The 18,050-nt window shown below is 70.3% G+C and carries 14 protein-coding genes and 1 riboswitch; of the genes, 13 read left to right on the top strand and 1 reads right to left on the bottom strand.

What is annotated here, in order from left to right; genetic code table 11:
* Positions 1-165 precede the first annotated feature (165 nt).
* Positions 166-3,741: a transcription-repair coupling factor gene (mfd, locus tag ACFVST_RS08960; protein WP_390148322.1), complete on the top strand. Its 3,576-nt coding sequence runs from the start codon at positions 166-168 to the stop codon at positions 3,739-3,741.
* A gap of 148 nt (positions 3,742-3,889) precedes the next feature.
* On the opposite strand, the gene ACFVST_RS08955 is transcribed toward mfd, so the two are convergent.
* Entirely contained in the window at positions 3,890-4,471 is a 582-nt protein-coding gene (locus ACFVST_RS08955; protein ID WP_390148320.1) for a TetR/AcrR family transcriptional regulator, read from the bottom strand.
* Positions 4,472-4,703: 232 nt separating this feature from the next.
* Here ACFVST_RS08955 and ACFVST_RS08950 point away from each other — a divergent pair, with 232 nt between their 5' ends.
* The 12 genes from ACFVST_RS08950 (at position 4,704) to ACFVST_RS08895 (ending at position 17,937) form a co-directional block, all read left to right on the top strand.
* Positions 4,704-5,540, top strand: a complete 837-nt coding sequence (locus ACFVST_RS08950; RefSeq protein ID WP_390148506.1) for a hypothetical protein — start codon at positions 4,704-4,706, stop codon at positions 5,538-5,540.
* A gap of 170 nt (positions 5,541-5,710) precedes the next feature.
* On the top strand, positions 5,711-6,412 hold the full coding sequence (locus tag ACFVST_RS08945; protein WP_390148504.1) for an HNH endonuclease family protein: 702 nt from the start codon (positions 5,711-5,713) through the stop codon (positions 6,410-6,412).
* A gap of 316 nt (positions 6,413-6,728) precedes the next feature.
* Positions 6,729-7,391 carry a SurA N-terminal domain-containing protein gene (locus ACFVST_RS08940; protein WP_390148318.1) on the top strand — a complete coding sequence of 221 codons (663 nt, stop codon included), beginning with the start codon at positions 6,729-6,731 and terminating at the stop codon, positions 7,389-7,391.
* A 165-nt stretch (positions 7,392-7,556) separates the two neighbouring features.
* Positions 7,557-8,639 carry a MazG family protein gene (locus ACFVST_RS08935; RefSeq protein WP_390148317.1) on the top strand — a complete coding sequence of 361 codons (1,083 nt, stop codon included), beginning with the start codon at positions 7,557-7,559 and terminating at the stop codon, positions 8,637-8,639.
* Positions 8,640-8,717: 78 nt separating this feature from the next.
* A complete protein-coding gene (locus tag ACFVST_RS08930) occupies positions 8,718-10,037 on the top strand; it encodes a cytochrome P450 (RefSeq protein ID WP_390148315.1) in 1,320 nt (439 codons plus the stop codon).
* 124 nt (positions 10,038-10,161) lie between these two features.
* Positions 10,162-11,214, top strand: a complete 1,053-nt coding sequence (locus ACFVST_RS08925; RefSeq protein ID WP_390148313.1) for a transglycosylase family protein — start codon at positions 10,162-10,164, stop codon at positions 11,212-11,214.
* 165 nt (positions 11,215-11,379) lie between these two features.
* A riboswitch (cyclic di-AMP (ydaO/yuaA leader) is annotated at positions 11,380-11,613 on the top strand.
* A gap of 4 nt (positions 11,614-11,617) precedes the next feature.
* Positions 11,618-12,319 carry a transglycosylase family protein gene (locus tag ACFVST_RS08920; protein WP_390148311.1) on the top strand — a complete coding sequence of 234 codons (702 nt, stop codon included), beginning with the start codon at positions 11,618-11,620 and terminating at the stop codon, positions 12,317-12,319.
* A 321-nt stretch (positions 12,320-12,640) separates the two neighbouring features.
* Positions 12,641-13,927 (top strand): phosphopyruvate hydratase, encoded by a 1,287-nt coding sequence (eno, locus tag ACFVST_RS08915; protein WP_390148309.1) that lies wholly within the window; start codon positions 12,641-12,643, stop codon positions 13,925-13,927.
* A 108-nt stretch (positions 13,928-14,035) separates the two neighbouring features.
* Positions 14,036-14,521, top strand: coding sequence for a septum formation initiator family protein (locus ACFVST_RS08910; RefSeq protein WP_390148307.1), 486 nt, complete (start codon positions 14,036-14,038; stop codon positions 14,519-14,521).
* Positions 14,522-14,656: 135 nt separating this feature from the next.
* Entirely contained in the window at positions 14,657-15,199 is a 543-nt protein-coding gene (locus ACFVST_RS08905; protein ID WP_390148305.1) for a DUF501 domain-containing protein, read from the top strand.
* Complete coding sequence (locus ACFVST_RS08900) at positions 15,196-16,137, top strand: exopolyphosphatase (protein WP_390148304.1); 942 nt, start codon at positions 15,196-15,198, stop codon at positions 16,135-16,137. The genes ACFVST_RS08905 and ACFVST_RS08900 overlap by 4 nt, the downstream gene beginning before the upstream one ends.
* Positions 16,138-16,536: 399 nt before the next feature.
* Complete coding sequence (locus tag ACFVST_RS08895; protein ID WP_390148302.1) at positions 16,537-17,937, top strand: NAD(P)/FAD-dependent oxidoreductase; 1,401 nt, start codon at positions 16,537-16,539, stop codon at positions 17,935-17,937.
* Positions 17,938-18,050: the final 113 nt, after the last annotated feature.

The following is an 18,050-nucleotide window of genomic DNA, read 5'->3' as shown; positions in this document are numbered from 1 at the left end:
CGCGCACTGCGGCCCCCCCGGCACACGCACCCCCGGCTCCCCGGAAGCCCGCCCGTAACCGCCGCCGCCCGCGCCGCCCGCAGGGCAGGTCGTACTCTGGAAAGTCCCCGGTCCGTGTCTTCGGCTCGGGCGTTTGCGTGTGCCTATATCCGGACGGAAACCTGTATGAGCCTGCACGGCCTGCTCGACGCCGTAGTCAAGGATGCTGCTCTCGCCGAGGCGGTCACCGCCGCCGCTGACGGCAGCCGTATGCACGTCGACCTGGTCGGCCCTCCCGCCACCCGTCCGTTCGCCGTGGCCGCTCTCGCCCGCGAGACGAAACGGCCCGTCCTCGCGGTGACCGCCACCGGCCGGGAGGCGGAGGACCTCGCCCAGGCCCTGCGCACCCTGCTCCCCCCGGACGGCGTCGCCGAGTACCCGTCGTGGGAGACCCTGCCGCACGAGCGCCTCTCGCCCCGCTCCGACACCGTGGGCCGCCGCCTCGCCGTACTGCGCCGTCTGGCCCACCCCAGCACCGACGACCCGGAGACCGGCCCGGTGCAGGTCGTCGTCGCCCCGGTGCGTTCCGTACTGCAACCGCAGGTCAAGGGCCTCGGCGACCTGGAGCCGGTACGGCTGCGCACGGGGGAGCCGGCCGGCCTTGAGGCGACCGTCGAGGCGCTGGCCGCGGCCGCCTACGCGCGCGTCGAACTCGTGGAGAAGCGCGGCGAGTTCGCCGTCCGCGGCGGCATCCTCGATGTGTTCCCGCCCACCGAGGAGCATCCGCTGCGGGTGGAGTTCTGGGGCGACGACGTGGAGGAGGTCCGCTACTTCAAGGTCGCCGACCAGCGGTCCCTGGAGATCGCCGAACACGGCCTGTGGGCCCCGCCCTGCCGCGAACTCCTCCTCACCGCCCCGGTACGGGCCCGCGCCGCCGAACTGGCCGAAGCCCACCCCGAGTTGGGCGAACTCCTCGGCAAGATCGCCGAGGGGATCGCCGTCGAAGGCATGGAATCCCTCGCTCCGGTCCTCGTCGACGACATGGAGCTGCTGCTCGACGTACTGCCCGCGGGCAGTATGGCCGTGGTGTGCGACCCGGAGCGGGTCCGCACCCGGGCCGCGGACCTGGTCGCCACCAGCCAGGAATTCCTCCAGGCCTCCTGGGCCGCGACGGCCGGCGGCGGCGACGCCCCGATCGACGTCGGCGCCGCCTCCCTGCGCTCCATCGCCGACATCCGCGAACGAGCCCGTGAACTGGGCATGATGTGGTGGTCGGTGACGCCCTTCGCCGCCGACCCCACCGCCGACGGCGACCCTTCCGGCACCGACCTCGGGGACTCCTTCGCCGCCGGCGCGGACACCCTCACCCTGGGTATGCACGCCCCCGAGACCTACCGCGGCGACACCGCCCGCGCCCTCGCCGACACCAAGCGGTGGCTGGCCGACGGCTGGCGCACCGTCTTCGTCACCGAGGGCCACGGCCCCGCCGCCCGCACCGCGGAGGTCCTCAGCGGCGAAGGCGTCCCCGCCCGCCTCGACACCGACCTCGGCGAACTCACCCCGTCCGTGGTGCATGTCGCCTGCGGCTCCATCGAATACGGCTTCATCGACCCGGAGTTGAGACTCGCCGTCCTCACCGAGACCGACCTGTCCGGGCAGAAGGCCGCCGGCAAGGACGGGCAGCGGATGCCGGCCCGCCGCCGCAAGACCATCGACCCCCTCACGCTCGAAACCGGCGACTACATCGTCCACGAACAGCACGGCGTGGGCCGTTACATCGAGATGGTGCAGCGCACCGTGCAGGGCGCCACCCGCGAATACCTCGTCGTCGAGTACGCCCCCGCCAAACGCGGCCAGCCCGGCGACCGCCTCTACATCCCCACCGACCAGCTCGAACAGATCACCAAGTACGTCGGCGGCGAGGCACCCACCCTGCACCGCCTCGGCGGCGCCGACTGGACCAAGACCAAAGCCCGCGCCAAGAAAGCCGTCAAGGAGATCGCCGCCGACCTCATCAAGCTGTACTCGGCCCGGATGGCCGCCCCCGGCCACGCCTTCGGCACCGACACCCCCTGGCAGCGGGAACTCGAAGACGCCTTCCCCTACGTGGAGACCCCCGACCAGCTCACCACCATCGCCGAAGTCAAGGAGGACATGGAGAAGACCGTCCCCATGGACCGCCTGATCTGCGGCGACGTCGGCTACGGCAAGACGGAGATCGCGGTACGCGCCGCGTTCAAAGCCGTCCAGGACGGCAAGCAGGTCGCCGTCCTCGTCCCCACCACCCTCCTGGTGCAGCAGCACTTCGGCACCTTCTCCGACCGGTACGCACAGTTCCCCGTGAAGGTGCGGGCCCTGTCCCGCTTCCAGAGCGACACCGAGTCCAAAGCCACCCTCGAAGGGCTCAGGGACGGCTCCGTCGACATCGTCATCGGCACCCACCGCCTCTTCTCCTCCGAGACCAGGTTCAAGGACCTCGGACTTGTCATCGTCGACGAGGAGCAGCGCTTCGGCGTCGAGCACAAAGAGCAGTTGAAGAAGCTCCGCGCCAACGTCGACGTCCTCACCATGTCGGCCACCCCCATCCCCCGCACCCTGGAGATGGCCGTCACCGGCATCCGCGAGATGTCCACCATCACCACCCCGCCCGAGGAGCGCCACCCCGTCCTCACCTTCGTCGGCCCCTACGAGGACAAGCAGATCGGCGCCGCCGTCCGCCGCGAACTCCTCCGCGAGGGCCAGGTCTTCTACATCCACAACCGCGTCGAGTCCATCGACCGGGCCGCGGCCCGCCTCCGCGAGATCGTGCCCGAGGCCCGCATCGCCACCGCCCACGGCCAGATGTCGGAACAGGCCCTCGAACAGGTCGTCGTCGACTTCTGGGAGAAGAAGTTCGACGTCCTGGTGTCGACCACCATCGTCGAATCCGGTATCGACATCTCCAACGCCAACACCCTCGTCGTGGAACGCGGCGACAACTTCGGCCTCTCCCAACTGCACCAGCTCCGCGGCCGCGTCGGCCGAGGCCGGGAACGCGGCTACGCCTACTTCCTCTACCCGCCGGAGAAGCCCCTCACCGAGACCGCCCACGAACGCCTCGCCACCATCGCCCAGCACACCGAGATGGGCGCCGGCATGTACGTGGCGATGAAGGACCTGGAGATCCGCGGCGCCGGCAACCTCCTCGGTGGCGAGCAGTCCGGCCACATCGCCGGCGTCGGCTTCGACCTGTACGTCCGCATGGTCGGCGAAGCCGTCGCCGACTACCGGGCCTCCCTGGAAGGCGGCGTCGAGGAGGAACCCCCACTCGAAGTCAAGATCGAACTCCCCGTCGACGCCCACGTCCCGCACGACTACGCCCCCGGTGAACGCCTCCGCCTCCAGGCCTACCGCGCCATCGCCTCCGCCAACACCGAGGACGACATCCGCTCCGTCCGCGAGGAACTCACCGACCGCTACGGCAAACTGCCCGAACCCGTGGAGAACCTGCTGCTGGTGGCCGGCCTGCGGATGCTGGCACGGGCCTGCGGCGTCGGCGAGATCGTCCTCCAGGGAACCAACATCCGCTTCGCCCCGGTCGAACTCCGCGAATCCCAGGAACTCCGCCTCAAGCGCCTCTACCGCGGCAGCGTCATCAAGCCCGCCACCCACCAGGTACTGGTCCCCCGCCCCAAGCCCACGAAGATGGGCGGCAAGCCCGTCACCGGCCGCGAACTCCTCGCCTGGACCGGCGAGTTCCTCACCTCCATTCTGGGCTCGTAGAGCAGGCGCCCGGCGGATGGGCCGGCCAGGACTCCGTACGGGGTGCCTGGCCTGGGCTCCGTACGAAGGACCTGACGCCGGGGTTCGTACGGGGGTCCCGGCGGGCTCTTGCAAGGGGTCGGCGGGGCTGCTGCCCGTCTGCCGTCCGTCAGGAGTGGAACAGCATCCCCGCCAGTTCAGCGAAGGCGTCCTCCGGGGCGCGTCCGGCGAGCGCATCGTCCAGGTTGTGGCCGAGCAGCAGGGTGGCGAAGCCGTGGGCCAGTGACCAGGCCGCCATCCTGGCCAGCCCCTCGTCCGACCCGCGCCCCGCCTCCGGTATCTCCGACAGCGCCACCTGCAACCGCTGAGTGGCGAGCGCCTTCGCCGTGACCAGTTCCAGATCCTGGGCCCGCAGCAACTGCGGGCTGAACATCACCTGGAAATGGGCGGGATGGGCGGTGGCGAAGCGCACATAGCGCACTCCGGCGTCGCGCAGCCCGTCGGCCTCCGCCAGTGCCCCGGCGAGCATCTCGAAGCCATCGGTGGCTATCGAGGTGAGCAGACCCGTGCGGTCCCCGAAGTGATGGGCGGGCGCAGCGTGCGAGACGCCGGCCCGGCGCGCCAGGTCACGCAGGCTCACCGCATCCGGACCTTCGGACGCGATGACGTCCAGCGCGGCGGTGAGCACGGCATGACGCAGGTCCCCATGGTGATAGGCGCGCCGGTTCCCGGCGCCGGTCTTCTCAGGCATGGCCCCACCATACCCCGAATCTAGTCGTTGACAAGTTCGCAGGAGTACGGCAATCTAGCCATTGCCAAGTTCACGGCTCCTCGTGAACCCGGCCCCACCACCCATGCCCAACCGAACACCCACGGAGACCCCCATGACCACCACCCCAACTCCCGCACCCACACCCGCGATCACCCCCTCAGCCACCCACACCGACCCTCCCCCCGAACCAGACCTCGCCCAAACCCGCCGCATGTGGCACCTCCTCGAACCACTCCACGCCGTCCTCTACCACGCACCCCAAGCCTTCGAAGAAGCCGCCGCCCTCGGCTACCCCACCGGACAACGCTGGCCCAGCTACTTCCCCTACCGCGCAGCCCCACTCGGCCACGCCACCCCCACCCAAGTCACCGCCGCCTTCTACAGCTTCGCCCCACACACCGTCGAACAACACCTCACCCACGCCTGGCACACCGCCCACCCCCACGACGTCCTCAAAGCCCGGGAACGCGCCATCGACCGCACCTACCGCACCCTCCTCGGCAACCGCGTCACCAGCCCCGAACTCATCGAAGCCGCCCACCTCGCCCGCCGTGCCGCCCAAGCCGCACCCCTCGCCGGCCGCACCCTCGCCGCCGCCCACGCCGCCCTGCCCTGGCCCACAGCACCCCACCTCCAGCTCTGGCACGCCGCCACCCTGCTCCGCGAACACCGAGGCGACGGCCACATCACCGCCCTCCTCACCGCCGACCTCGACCCCGTCGAAGCACTCGTCTCCTTCGCCGCCATCGGCGCAGCCCCCGAACCCGCCTTCGCCGGCCGCGGCTGGACCCAAGAGGAATGGACCGCTGCCCGCACCCGACTCACCGATCGCGGCCTCATCGACCCCACCGGCACCGCCACCGACGCCGGCCACGTCCTACGTGCCCGCATCGAAACCCACACCGACCACCTCGCCCACGGCCCCTGGCACACCCTCGGCGCCACCGACACCGCCCGACTCGCAGACCTGCTGGGCGAGTTCTGGCTCCGCATCCTCAGCTCCGGCCTGCTCCCCGCAGACAACACCCTCGGCATAGGCCGAGTCTGACCCACCGCCACCAGCCGCCCCACCAGGCGCAGACCAGCACCCCACCAGCGGATACGGTAACGGCGTCCGTACCACAACAGCAGTCGGGGAGGGGCGCCGTGACACGCGCAGCAGCAATCCGGGACAGCCACACCAACCACACCCGCCGGGCCCGCCGCACCGGCACCCGGATCGCCATCGGCACCGCAGCCCTGCTGCTCGCCGCCACCGGATGCACCGAAGAACAACAAGACAAGGACACCGGATCCGGCGGACCGCAGAGCAAAGCGGGCAGCGCCCTCGCCACAGTCGACGAGCTCACCGTCAAAGACCGCGGCCCCACCACCGGATACGCCCGCAACCGCTTCGGCAGCGCCTGGGCCGACACCGACTCCAACGGCTGCAACACCCGCGACGACATACTCCAACGCGACCTCCGGCAAGTCGCCTTCAGCGACGGCGACTGCAAGGTGGTCTCCGGATCCCTCCACCCCGACCCGTACTCAGGAAAGGACGTGAACTTCCGCCGCGGCCGCAGCCTGGTCGACATCGACCACCTCGTCGCACTGTCCGACGCCTGGCAGAAGGGCGCCAGGCAGTGGGACGCCAGCAAACGCATAGCCCTCGCCAACGACCCGCTCAACCTGCTGGCCGTCGACGCCGGCCCCAACCGCAGCAAGGGCGACGGCGACACCGCGACCTGGCTCCCGCCCAACAAGAACTACCAGTGCACCTACGTAGCCGGGCAGGTCGCCGTCAAGAAGAAGTACGACCTGTGGGTCACCGCCCCCGAACGCGACGCCATGCGCAAAGTCCTGACCACCTGCCCCGACCAGAAACTCCCCACCGGCGGCAACCCGACCCAAGCCCCGGAACGCTTCCACGCCCGCTGACGGCACGGAGCACCCAAGGGAAGGCAACCAGGACGAACGGCTGCCCGGAGGGTGAGTGAGCGCTGGCAGGTGTGGCCGTAGGAGTCGGCGCACGGGCAGGCGCGTACAGGCGGGCGCGCACGGGTGGGGGCGGCCGCGGGGGAGTGGAACCACTGGGGGGGGGAGGGGAGGGGGAGGGGGTCCCCCCCCCAGAGGAACCAGCTCGTTGGTCGAAGCAGTGCTGTCGAATCAGTGGCCTGAGCCACTCCGACTGCCTACCATCGATCACCGCTGGACTTTGTGCACCGAAGCACAATCTCGCCGCCGGGAGGCTCTCTTGCACCGCCGTCGTCGCCGTACCGCGCTCGTCGTTTCCTCCGCTGCCATGCTGGCCGCGGCTCCGCTGCTGACCGCCTGCGGCAGCGATACGCACCCTGGCGCCGCGGCCGTGGTGGGTGGTGAGCGGATCTCCGTGGCGCAGTTGCAGGGCAGGGTCGGGGAGGTGCGGGCCGCGCAGCGTTCTGCGGTCCAGGACGACTCGCAGTACCAGCAGGTCGTGGCGAGGTCCGGGAGTCTGACGCGGGACACCTTGCAGTCCATGGTGCGGGATCGGGTGCTGCACAAGGCGGCCTCGGATGCCGGGGTGAAGGTCAGTTCCCGGGATGTGCAGGCGTTGCGTACTTCCATGGAGCAGGGGGCGGGTGGCCCGAAGGCGCTGGAGGCGACGTGGTTGCAGCGGTACGGGGTGGCGCCGGAGCGGCTGGACGAGAGTCTGCGTACGGAGGCTGAGGCGCGGAAGCTGTATGACCGTCTCGGGGTGGATGGGAGCGGGGCGGCGGGGCAGGCCGCGTTCTGGAAGCGGTTGTCGGAGGCGTCCAAGTCGCTGCGTATCGACCTCAATCCGCGGTACGGCGCCTGGGACGACACGAAGAGCACTCGGGCGGAGGCTCGTACTCCGTGGCTGAGGGATGTGTCGGCCGCACCGCGGAAGCAGGCGTGAGCGGTGTAGGCGGCCTGACCGGTACGGGCGCCGTAAGCGGTAGCGGCTACTGACCCTCGGGCGCCCCTGGCCCCGCCCCTACCGCTCCCCCGCCCCTCCCCTCGTGACCTTCGGGTTTCTGGCACGGTCCGGCGTGGGGCGTGGGTGGGTTACGTTCGAGGGGTGATGAGTTCGAGCGCTTCCTCTTCCTCTCCGGTCCCTGCTTCCCCGGTTCCGCCGTCTTCCGAGGCGGGGCGGATCGTGCTGCTCACCACCAGTCATCGGGTGGCGCCGGGGTTGCTGTCGTGGCAGGCGTGGCGGTTGTTGCACGACGCGGATCGGGTGGTGTGTTCCGATCCGGCGCATCCGCAGCTTCCGTATCTGCGGGAGGCGGGTGTGCCGGTGGAGGAGGTCCGGCTCGGCGCGCGGGAGTTGGTGGATGCGTGTGCCGGTGGGGCGACGGTGGTGGTGGTCGCTGTGGGGGAGGGCGAGCCGGAGTTGACGGACGGCTTGGCTCGGCTGGCGGGATCGGGGCGGGTGGACATGCCGGATCTGGAACTTCTGCCCGCTTCGTACGATCTGCCGGGGGCGCGGTTGCTGGATCTGGTGCAGGTCATGGATCAGATCCGGATGGAGTGCCCTTGGTCCTCGCGGCAGACGCATGAGGGGTTGGCGAAGTACGCCATCGAGGAGGCGTATGAGCTGGTGGAGGCGATCGAGGAGGGGGATCGGGCCGAGTTGCGGGAGGAGTTGGGGGATGTCCTGCTGCAAGTCGTGTTCCATGCCCGGATCGCCGAGGACGGACTGCCCGCCGACCGCCCTGACGCCGATGGCACCCAGGCCGGGACCGAGGCCGAGGAGGAGGCCGAGGTGGCGGCCTTCTCCATCGATGATGTCGCGGGCGGCATCGTCGCCAAGCTCATCCATCGCCATCCGCATATTTTCGGGGACGCGGTGGCGCACACCCCGGAGGATGTCCGGGAGTTGTGGCTGGGTGCCAAGGCGGAGGCGAAGCAGCGGGAGTCGGTGACGGACGGGGTGCCGTTGGGGCAGCCGGGGTTGGCGCTGGCGGCGAAGCTTGCCTCGCGGGTGCGGACGGCGGGGCTTGAGGTGCCGCTGCCTGCGGGGAGTGGTCTGGGGTACGAGTTGCTGGCGACGGCGGTGCGGGCGGAGGCGGAGGGGGTCGATCCGGAGGCTGCGCTGCGTGTGGCGGCCCGCGCGTACCGTGATGCGATCCGCGCGACGGAAGCCGCCCACCGCTCCTCCTGAGCCCATCCCCTCCTGAGCCCAGTGCCCCTCCTGGGCCCACCGCCCCCTGGCCCCGTCCCCCCCGGTACCGTCCCCTTCATGCACGACGAGTCCCGTACCGGTCCGCCTTCCGCCCCTGTCCGCTCTCCGGAGTTGTCCGGGTGTCCGGAGTTGTTTTCGTGGGAGTTCGCGGCGGATCCGTATCCGGCGTATTCGTGGTTGCGGGAGCATGCGCCGGTGTTCTGGACGCGGTTGCCGAGTGGGGTGGAGGCCTGGTTGGTGACGCGGTATGCGGATGCGCGGGTGGCGTTGGCGGATGGGCGGTTGAGTAAGAATCCGGCTCATCATGATGAGCCGGCGGACGCGCGGGGTCGTACGGGTATTCCGGGGGAGCGGAAAGCCGAGTTGATGACGCATCTGCTGAATATCGATCCGCCGGATCACACGCGGTTGCGTCGGCTGGTGTCGAAGGCGTTCACTCCTCGGCGGGTGGCTGAATTCGCGCCGCGAGTACAGGAGTTGACGGATGGTCTGATCGATGCTTTCGCGGTGCGGGGGGAGGCGGATCTTATTCATGAGTTTGCTTTTCCGCTGCCGATCTATGCGGTGTGCGATCTGCTGGGGGTGCCGCGGGAGGATCAGGATGACTTCCGTGACTGGGCGGGGATGATGATCCGCCATGGGAAGGGTCCGCGGGGTGGGGTGGCCAGGTCGGTGAAGAAGATGCGGGGGTATCTCGCTGAGTTGATTCACCGGAAGCGGGAGGATCCCGGTGACGATCTGATTTCTGGTCTGATCCGTGCTTCGGATCACGGGGAGCATCTCACCGAGAACGAGGCGGCGGCGATGGCGTTCATTCTGCTGTTCGCCGGTTTTGAGACGACGGTGAATCTCATCGGCAACGGGGTGTTCGCGTTGCTGACGCATCCGGAGCAGCGGGGGTTGTTGCAGTCGGCGCTGGTTTCCGGGGATGCGGGGGAGGCGTTGCTGGAGACGGGGGTCGAGGAACTGCTGCGTTTTGACGGGCCGGTGGAGATGGCGACGTGGCGTTTCGCGCGGGAGCCGTTGGTGCTGGGTGGGCAGCGTATTGCGGCGGGTGATCCGGTGTTGGTGGTGCTGGCTGCGGCGGATCGGGATCCGGAGCGGTTCGAGGGGCCTGAGTTGCTGGATCTGGCGCGGGTGGACAATCAGCATCTGGGATACGGGCACGGGATCCACTACTGCCTGGGGGCGCCGTTGGCGCGGTTGGAGGGCAGGGTGGCGTTGGGGACGTTGTTGCGGCGCCTTCCCGATCTGCGGTTGGCGGTGGATTTGTCCGATCTGCGGTGGCGGGGCGGGTTGATCATGCGGGGTTTGCGGACGTTGCCGGTGGAGTTCACACCGTCCGCTGGTCAGAGGGTTTCTGACGTGCCGTCATGAATGTGATGTGTGCGTTATCGCTGATGCATCGACTTGTGACAGGTGTTCGACCCGGCTACGTTCACTGGTGACCTGGGTGAGTTGTCGCCTTGGTTGTCACCTCTGTCACGCGAAAGGCAATCAGATGCTTTCCGGGAACGGTCGGCACCGCCGCCCCCGCCAGGCCCCTGCTCTCGTCGTCGCGGCGGGGGTGGCCGGCTCCGCCATCGCCATCCCGCTGCTGGGCGCCTCCGGCGCGCACGCGGCGACCGCTGCGACCTGGGATCGCCTCGCCGACTGTGAGAGCGGCGGATCGTGGAGTGCGAACGAGCACAACGGCTACTACGGGGGGCTTCAGCTTTCGCAGAAGGTGTGGGAGTCGTACGGCGGTCTTGATTTCGCGCCGCGGGCGGATCTGGCGAGCCGGTCTCAGCAGATAGCCGTGGCGCAGAAGGTGCTGGCCGACAAGGGGCCGCAGGCGTGGCCGAGTTGTGCGCTGGTGCCGGGGCTCGGCAAGATCGCTGGGGGCGTGGGGGTGGACCCGGGCGCCACCGCCGAGTCCGCTTCGCCCAGTTCGTCCGCTTCCCCCGAGACGTCAGGAGGTTCCGGCGGCTCCGATGACTCCGGTACCGCCAGCGACAAGCCTGAAGCCTCCGGATCGCCGGACTCGTCCCAGTTGCCCGACTCATCCCCCTCGCCGGACTCCTCCGGCTCCACCGATGCCGCCGACCCCGCGGGCTCCTCCACTCCGTCCACCGGTTCCGCAGACAAGAACCACCGCGAAGGCGACACTTCCGACAACTCTCGCCCCGCGGACGGCACTTCGGCCGCGCCCACCGAATCCGCCCCCGCCGAATCCGCCCACCCCTCCGGCGGCCCCACGTCCGCCGACCCGGCCGGTTCCGGCCGCCACCGCGGTGGCGCCGCCGACGAGGGCGGGGCCCGCGACTCGTCCGGCCGCCACGCCTCCCGTGACCAGGCGCATGGCGAGGGAACGGGTGAAACGGATGAAGGGGACGGAACGTACAAGGTGCGTCCCGGGGACACGTTGTGGGCCATCGCGGGTGACCACGGGGTCGAGGGCGGATGGTCCGCGCTGTATGAGCGGAACGAGGGAATCGTGGGGAGCGATCCGGACCTGATCGTGCCTGGCCAGACCCTTGATCTTCGTCTTGAATCGGGCGAAACGCAGCGGTAGTTCGCCACTGGATGCCCGTTTTGGGATCGGTGAGAGATGAGTCTCAGAAGCCCTGATCGTCTTTGAATTTCCCGCCCCGGGCTGCTTACGGTCGAGACCGCTCGCCACCGCGGGCACCCTCGGACGCCCCGCCGAATCCTGCCGGCGTCCGAACGGGAACAGTCGTCGCGTCAAGCGCCGAAGGCAGGAGCGGGGGACCCAAGGTAAGTGCCGGGCCCGGCCGTTGGAGGGCTGAGCGGAGACGCGCAGCCGCCCGACGGAAGGTCAGGTCCGGCTGGGGGTGAAGCCGTGCGCCAGGTCGCACGGCCGGGCAATCCTCCCGGTGGCTCGGAAGCGAGCCCGGGAGACCCACCGGCCCGAACCCGACAGCTCACCTCGCAGGCGTCGGTGAGGGGATCACTTCATGCTGCGTTCCAAGGGCAAGCACCGCCGTCCTTCGAAGACCACCCGGGTCGCCGCGCTCGTCGGTGTCACCGGTGCCGCCGTGGCCGTGCCGCTGATGGCCGCCGGTTCGGCCTCCGCCGCCACCGCCTCCGAGTGGGACCAGGTCGCCCAGTGCGAATCCGGCGGCAACTGGTCGATCAACACCGGCAACGGCTTCTACGGCGGCCTGCAGTTCACCAGCTCCACCTGGGCCGCGTACGGCGGCACCCAGTACGCGCCGCGTGCCGACCAGGCCACCAAGGCGCAGCAGATCGCCGTCGGTGAGAAGGTCCTCGCTGGTCAGGGCAAGGGCGCCTGGCCGAACTGCGGTACCGGCCTGTCCAGCACCCCGTACGGCGGCGGTTCGCAGCAGGCGCCCAAGCCGCAGGCGCCGCAGCAGCAGGCCCCGAAGCAGGAGCAGACCCGCCCGGCGGCGCCGAAGCACGCGGACCGCTCCGAGCACCGTGCGGCGCCCAGCCAGAAGAAGACCGTCGAGACCCCGACCGGCAAGAAGGTCAAGAAGGGCGACGGCGAGTACAAGGTGAAGAAGGGCGACACCCTCAGCAAGATCGCCAAGGCGCACCATGTCGAGGGCGGCTGGCAGAAGCTGTTCAAGCTGAACGACGACATCATCGACGACGCCGACTTCATCTACCCGGGCCAGCAGCTCCACCTGAGCTGAACCACCCCGCGGCGCACTCCATGACCGGCCCTCGCCCCGGCGCGTGACACCCCCCGCACGTGCCGGGGCGAGGCCGTCCGTGTGCGCGCCCCCGCCCCTGCGCCACCAGTCGGAGAGCGCCCGGAATCCAGCCGGACGCCGGTCGGGAAGCGGCCGGAAACCATGTGGACTTTGCCCTGGTTCCGGATCATTCGGGCCTGATTTCGTCCCAGGGGACGGGCGGGCGGCGGACCGACCGCCGCGGGCCGGTTAGGCTCGTGCCGCGGGGCGAGGGCGATCCGGCTCCGACCCCGCACCTCCAGCGTCACATCCCAGAAGGAGATGCTCGTGCCGTCCATCGACGTCGTCGTAGCCCGGGAAATCCTGGACTCCCGAGGCAACCCCACGGTCGAGGTCGAGGTCGGCCTCGACGACGGCAGCACCGGCCGTGCCGCCGTCCCGTCCGGTGCCTCCACCGGTGCCTTCGAGGCCGTCGAGCTCCGCGACGGCGACCCCAACCGCTACCAGGGCAAGGGCGTCGAGAAGGCCGTCCTGGCCGTCATCGAGCAGATCGGCCCGGAGCTGGTCGGCTACGACGCCACCGAGCAGCGCCTGATCGACCAGGCGATGTTCGACCTGGACGCCACCGACAACAAGGGCTCCCTCGGCGCCAACGCCATCCTCGGCGTCTCGCTTGCCGTGGCGCACGCCGCCTCCGAGGCCAGCGACCTGCCGCTGTTCCGCTACCTCGGCGGCCCCAACGCGCACCTGCTGCCGGTGCCGATGATGAACATCCTCAACGGCGGTTCGCACGCGGACTCCAACGTCGACATCCAGGAGTTCATGATCGCGCCGATCGGCGCCGAGTCCTTCTCCGAGGCGCTGCGCTGGGGCGCCGAGGTGTACCACACCCTCAAGAAGGTCCTGAAGAACAAGGGCCTCGCCACCGGTCTCGGCGACGAGGGCGGCTTCGCGCCGAACCTCGGTTCCAACCGCGAGGCGCTCGACCTCATCCTGGAGGCGATCAGGGAGGCCGGCTACGCCCCCGGCCAGCAGATCGCCCTCGCGCTCGATGTCGCCGCCTCCGAGTTCTACCAGGACGGCAAGTACCTCTTCGAGGGCAAGGAGCGCTCCGCCGCCGAGATGACCGAGTACTACGAGGACCTGGTGGCCTCGTATCCGCTGGTGTCCATCGAGGACCCGCTGTTCGAGGACGACTGGGCGGGCTGGAAGGTCGTCACCGACAAGCTCGGTGACAAGGTGCAGCTCGTCGGCGACGACCTGTTCGTCACCAACCCGGAGCGTCTGGCCCGCGGTATCGAGGAGGGCTCCGCCAACGCCCTGCTGGTGAAGGTCAACCAGATCGGTTCGCTCACCGAGACCCTGGACGCCGTGGAGCTGGCCCAGCGCAACGGCTTCAAGTGCATGATGTCGCACCGCTCCGGCGAGACCGAGGACGTCACCATCGCGGACCTCGCGGTCGCCACCAACTGCGGCCAGATCAAGACCGGCGCCCCGGCCCGCTCCGAACGCGTCGCCAAGTACAACCAGTTGCTGCGCATCGAGGAGATCCTCGACGACGCCGCGGTCTACGCGGGCCGCTCCGCCTTCCCGCGGTTCAAGGCGTAACGCGGGCCGCCGCCGCCCGCCGGCGACACCTTGAGGTAGGCCACGTCCCCGCACCCGGTCCCGTACCGTGTGCGGGGACGTCCGCGCGTATCGGGGAGGCGGGAGCAGATGGCCGGAAAGGACCGGGAGGCCCGGGACCGGTTCTCGACCGCGACCAGGCTGCGGCTGCTCGGCGAGCAGACCGCGGCCCGGGTGTACCGCTCCCAGACCCGCCGTCAGGCGCGCCGCTCCCGCCTCACCGGCCGTGCCGCGCTCCTCGCCCTGGTCTTCTGCTCCCTGATCGTCGCCCTCGCCTACCCGATCCGCCAGTACGTCTCCCAGCAGGCCGAGATCGGCGACCTGCGGCGCCAGCGCAACGAGGAGCGCGAGCGGGTCGACGAACTCCGCGACCAGAAGGCACGCTGGAGGGACGACGCCTACGCGGAGCAGCAGATCCGCAAGCGGCTGCATTACGTACGGCCGGGGGAGACCGGCTACACCGTGGTCGGCCCGGAGGGCGCCCGCCTCCCCGGCGCGGACCGGGGCGACCCGGACCGCCCCTGGTACTCCAATGTCTGGGACGGCGTGGACAAGGCGGACCGCTCGGGCCGCTGACCGGCCGCCCGCCCCGGGGACCCGAGCCCGCCGCGGCCCAACCGCCGCCCCGCACCGGCCAGTTCACCCCGGCCTCTCATCCGCACGCAGCCCCACCCACCCCGCACTCCGACAACGAAAGACAGCCCGACACCCATGGACACCCCGCCGCCGCCCACCGAGCGCACCGAGCCGACCGAGGCGGATGTCGCCGCCTTCCGGGAGCAGCTCGGCCGCCCGCCCCGCGGCCTGCGCGCCATCGCGCACCGCTGCCCCTGCGGCCTGCCCGACGTGGTGGAGACCGCGCCGCGCCTGCCCGACGGCTCGCCCTTCCCCACGCTGTACTACCTGACCTGCCCGCGGGCCGCCTCCGCCATCGGCACCCTGGAGGCGGAGGGCGTGATGAAGGAGATGACAGAGCGCCTCGCCACCGATCCGGAGCTGGCCGCCGCCTACCGCGCTGCCCACCAGGACTATCTGCGGCGCCGCGACGAGATCGAGGAGCTGACCGGTTTCCCCAGCGCCGGCGGGATGCCCGACCGGGTCAAGTGCCTGCATGTGCTGGTGGCCCACTCGCTGGCGGCCGGTCCCGGCGTCAACCCGCTGGGCGACGAGGCGATCGCCCTGCTGCCCGAGTGGTGGCGCAAGGGCCCCTGCGTCAGCCCCGCCGACGATGCGACGGCGGAGGACGCCCGATGACACGGGTGGCGGCCGTGGACTGCGGCACCAACTCGATCCGGCTGCTGGTCGCCGACTGCGACCCGGCGACCGGCCAACTCACCGATCTGGCACGGCGGATGGAGATCGTGCGGCTCGGTCAGGGCGTCGACCGCACCGGCCGCCTCGCCCCCGAGGCCCTGGACCGCACCTTCGCCGCCTGCCGCGACTACGCCGCCGTCATCAAGGAGTCCGGCGCCGAGCGGATCCGCTTCGCCGCCACCTCCGCCTCCCGGGACGCGGAGAACCGCGAGGTCTTCGTCCGCGGGGTGCTCGACATCCTCGGGGTGCGGCCGGAGGTGATCAGCGGCGACCAGGAGGCCGAGTTCTCCTTCACCGGCGCCACCCGCGAACTCGCCGGCCGCACCGACCTGGAACGCCCCTATCTGGTGGTCGACATCGGCGGCGGCTCCACCGAGTTCGTCCTCGGCGACGACCGGGTGCGGGCCGCGCGCTCGGTGGACGTGGGCTGTGTCCGGATGACGGAACGGCATCTGGTGCACGGCGGGAAGATCAGCGATCCGCCGCGCCCCGAGGAGGTCGACGCGATCCGCGCCGATCTGGCGGCCGCGCTGGACCGGGCGGCGGAGACGGTGCCGCTGGGCGAGGCCCGCACCCTGGTCGGCCTGGCCGGTTCGGTCACCACGCTCGCCGGGATCGCGCTCGGTCTGGACGCCTACGACTCGGCGGCGATCCACCACTCGCGGCTCTCCCGGGCCCGCGTCGAGGAGATCACCCACCGCCTGCTGGCCTCCACCCACGCCGAGCGCGCCGCGATCCCCGTGATGCACCCGGGCCGTGTCGATGTGATCGCCTCCGGTGCCCTGGTGCTCCTGTCGATCATGGAACGGATGGGTGCGGAGGAGGTCGTCGTCAGCGAGCACGACATCCTCGACGGCCTCGCCTGGTCGATCGCCTGAGCGGTGTCCACGCCCAGGTGAGCGGGGTCCGAGGGGGCGTGCGGGGGCCCCGGTGAGGTGTCGCCGGGAAACTTCGTGAACTTCTTCACAAGGAATGGGGTGAGAAGTCTGGCTCTGCGGGCCCCGGAGTGCGCTCCCTCGGGGGCGAGGCGACCTCGGCCGGGCCGTTCCAGGGGTGCGGGCCGCTCGCGGGAAAGGGGCGGCGGGGCAGTGGTCCACTCCGGGACTTGATCGGGAGCGGCAGCTCAAGAGGGGTCGGCGCGGTCTGAAACGGTGCCGTGGTTCCCTCGTGCCGGGACGAGAGGAGTCAAGCGGGGCGCGAAGTGTAGCACGGGTGTCCAGGGTGCTTGTGAAGGGGCGCACTAAGTACCCCCTCCCGGCGGGTGGATACTCGTTGCCATGAGCACCACGGAGCGTCCCAGGATCCTCGTAGTAGGCGGTGGGTACGTAGGCCTGTACGCAGCTCGTCGCATTCTGAAGAAGATGCGCTACGGCGAGGCGACCGTCACGGTCGTCGACCCGCGCTCGTACATGACGTACCAGCCCTTCCTTCCCGAAACCGCCGCCGGCAACATCTCGCCCCGGCATGTCGTCGTCCCGCTGCGACGTGTGCTGCCGAAGGCGGAGGTGCTGACCGGCCGGGTCACCTCCATCGACCAGGACCGCAAGGTCGCCACGATCGCCCCGCTCGTCGGCGAGGCGTACGAGCTGCCCTTCGACTACCTGGTGATGGCTCTCGGCGCGGTCTCCCGCACCTTCCCCATCCCCGGTCTCGCCGAGCAGGGCATCGGCATGAAGGGCGTGGAGGAGGCCATCGGCCTGCGCAACCACGTCCTCGAACAGCTCGACAAGGCCGACTCGACGCATGACGAGGAGGTCCGCCGCAAGGCGCTCACCTTCGTCTTCGTCGGCGGCGGCTTCGCCGGTGCGGAGAGCGTCGGCGAGGTCGAGGACATGGCGCGCGACGCCGCCCGCTACTACACCAGCGTCTCCCGCGAGGACATGCGCTTCCTCCTGGTCGACGTCGCCGACCGCATCCTCCCCGAGGTCGGTCCCAAGCTCGGCGAGTACGGCCGCAAGCACCTGGAGAGCCGCGGCGTCGAGATCTACCTCAAGACCGGTATGGACTCCTGCGTGGACGGCCATGTGGTGCTGAACAACGGCCTGCAGGTCGACTCCGACACCATCGTGTGGACCGCCGGCGTCAAGCCCAACCCGGCGCTGGCCCGCTACGGTCTGCCGCTCGGCCCCCGCGGCCATGTCGACACCTCCGCCACCCTCCAGGTGCAGGGCACCGACTACATCTGGGCCGCCGGCGACAACGCCCAGGTGCCGGACATCGTCGCCCGCAAGGCCGGCGACGAGAACGCCTGGTGCCCGCCGAACGCCCAGCACGCGCTGCGCCAGGCCAAGGTCCTCGGCGACAACGTGATCTCCGCGCTGCGGGGCTTCCCGCAGAAGGAGTACAGCCACGCCAACGCGGGTGCCGTCGCCGGTCTCGGCCTGCACAAGGGCGTCGCGATGATCGTCTTCGGCAAGATGAAGATCAAGCTGAAGGGCCGCCTCGCCTGGTACATGCACCGCGGCTACCACGGCATGGCGATGCCGACGTTCAACCGCAAGATCCGCGTCCTGGCGGACTGGACCCTCGGTATGTTCCTCAAGCGCGAGGTCGTCTCCCTCGGCGCCATCGAGACACCGCGCGAGGAGTTCTACGAGGCCGCCAAGCCGGTTCCGCCGCCCGCCGCCACCGTCCCGGCGCCCGCCAAGTCCGAAGGGGCCAAGGCCAAGGCGTCCTGACGCCGACAGTCGGCCGGCCGTCGGAGCCCGGACTTCCGGGACCGGCGGCCGGCCGACACGCACAGCCCGCTGGGGCGCCCGCCATCCGTGGTGCGGGCGCCCCTTCGGCGTTC

The sequence above is a fragment of the Streptomyces sp. NPDC058045 genome (assembly GCF_042885635.1).
In the GTDB taxonomy this organism is placed as follows: Bacteria; Actinomycetota; Actinomycetes; order Streptomycetales; family Streptomycetaceae; genus Streptomyces.
Note: the sequence above shows the minus strand (reverse complement) of the source record. Positions and strands in the feature narration are given on the sequence as shown.

What these genes read in the sequence shown, in the direction of transcription:
- ACFVST_RS08895 (WP_390148302.1), top strand. Translation starts at nt 16,537, where the DNA reads ATGAGCACCACGGAGCGTCCCAGGATCCTCGTAGTAGGCGGTGGGTAC.
- ACFVST_RS08950 (WP_390148506.1), top strand. Translation starts at nt 4,704, where the DNA reads ATGTGGCACCTCCTCGAACCACTCCACGCCGTCCTCTACCACGCACCC.
- ACFVST_RS08935 (WP_390148317.1), top strand. Translation starts at nt 7,557, where the DNA reads ATGAGTTCGAGCGCTTCCTCTTCCTCTCCGGTCCCTGCTTCCCCGGTT.
- ACFVST_RS08925 (WP_390148313.1), top strand. Translation starts at nt 10,162, where the DNA reads ATGCTTTCCGGGAACGGTCGGCACCGCCGCCCCCGCCAGGCCCCTGCT.
- ACFVST_RS08920 (WP_390148311.1), top strand. Translation starts at nt 11,618, where the DNA reads ATGCTGCGTTCCAAGGGCAAGCACCGCCGTCCTTCGAAGACCACCCGG.
- ACFVST_RS08930 (WP_390148315.1), top strand. Translation starts at nt 8,718, where the DNA reads ATGCACGACGAGTCCCGTACCGGTCCGCCTTCCGCCCCTGTCCGCTCT.
- ACFVST_RS08955 (WP_390148320.1), bottom strand. Translation starts at nt 4,471, where the DNA reads ATGCCTGAGAAGACCGGCGCCGGGAACCGGCGCGCCTATCACCATGGG.
- ACFVST_RS08900 (WP_390148304.1), top strand. Translation starts at nt 15,196, where the DNA reads ATGACACGGGTGGCGGCCGTGGACTGCGGCACCAACTCGATCCGGCTG.
- ACFVST_RS08905 (WP_390148305.1), top strand. Translation starts at nt 14,657, where the DNA reads ATGGACACCCCGCCGCCGCCCACCGAGCGCACCGAGCCGACCGAGGCG.
- eno (WP_390148309.1), top strand. Translation starts at nt 12,641, where the DNA reads ATGCTCGTGCCGTCCATCGACGTCGTCGTAGCCCGGGAAATCCTGGAC.
- mfd (WP_390148322.1), top strand. Translation starts at nt 166, where the DNA reads ATGAGCCTGCACGGCCTGCTCGACGCCGTAGTCAAGGATGCTGCTCTC.
- ACFVST_RS08910 (WP_390148307.1), top strand. Translation starts at nt 14,036, where the DNA reads ATGGCCGGAAAGGACCGGGAGGCCCGGGACCGGTTCTCGACCGCGACC.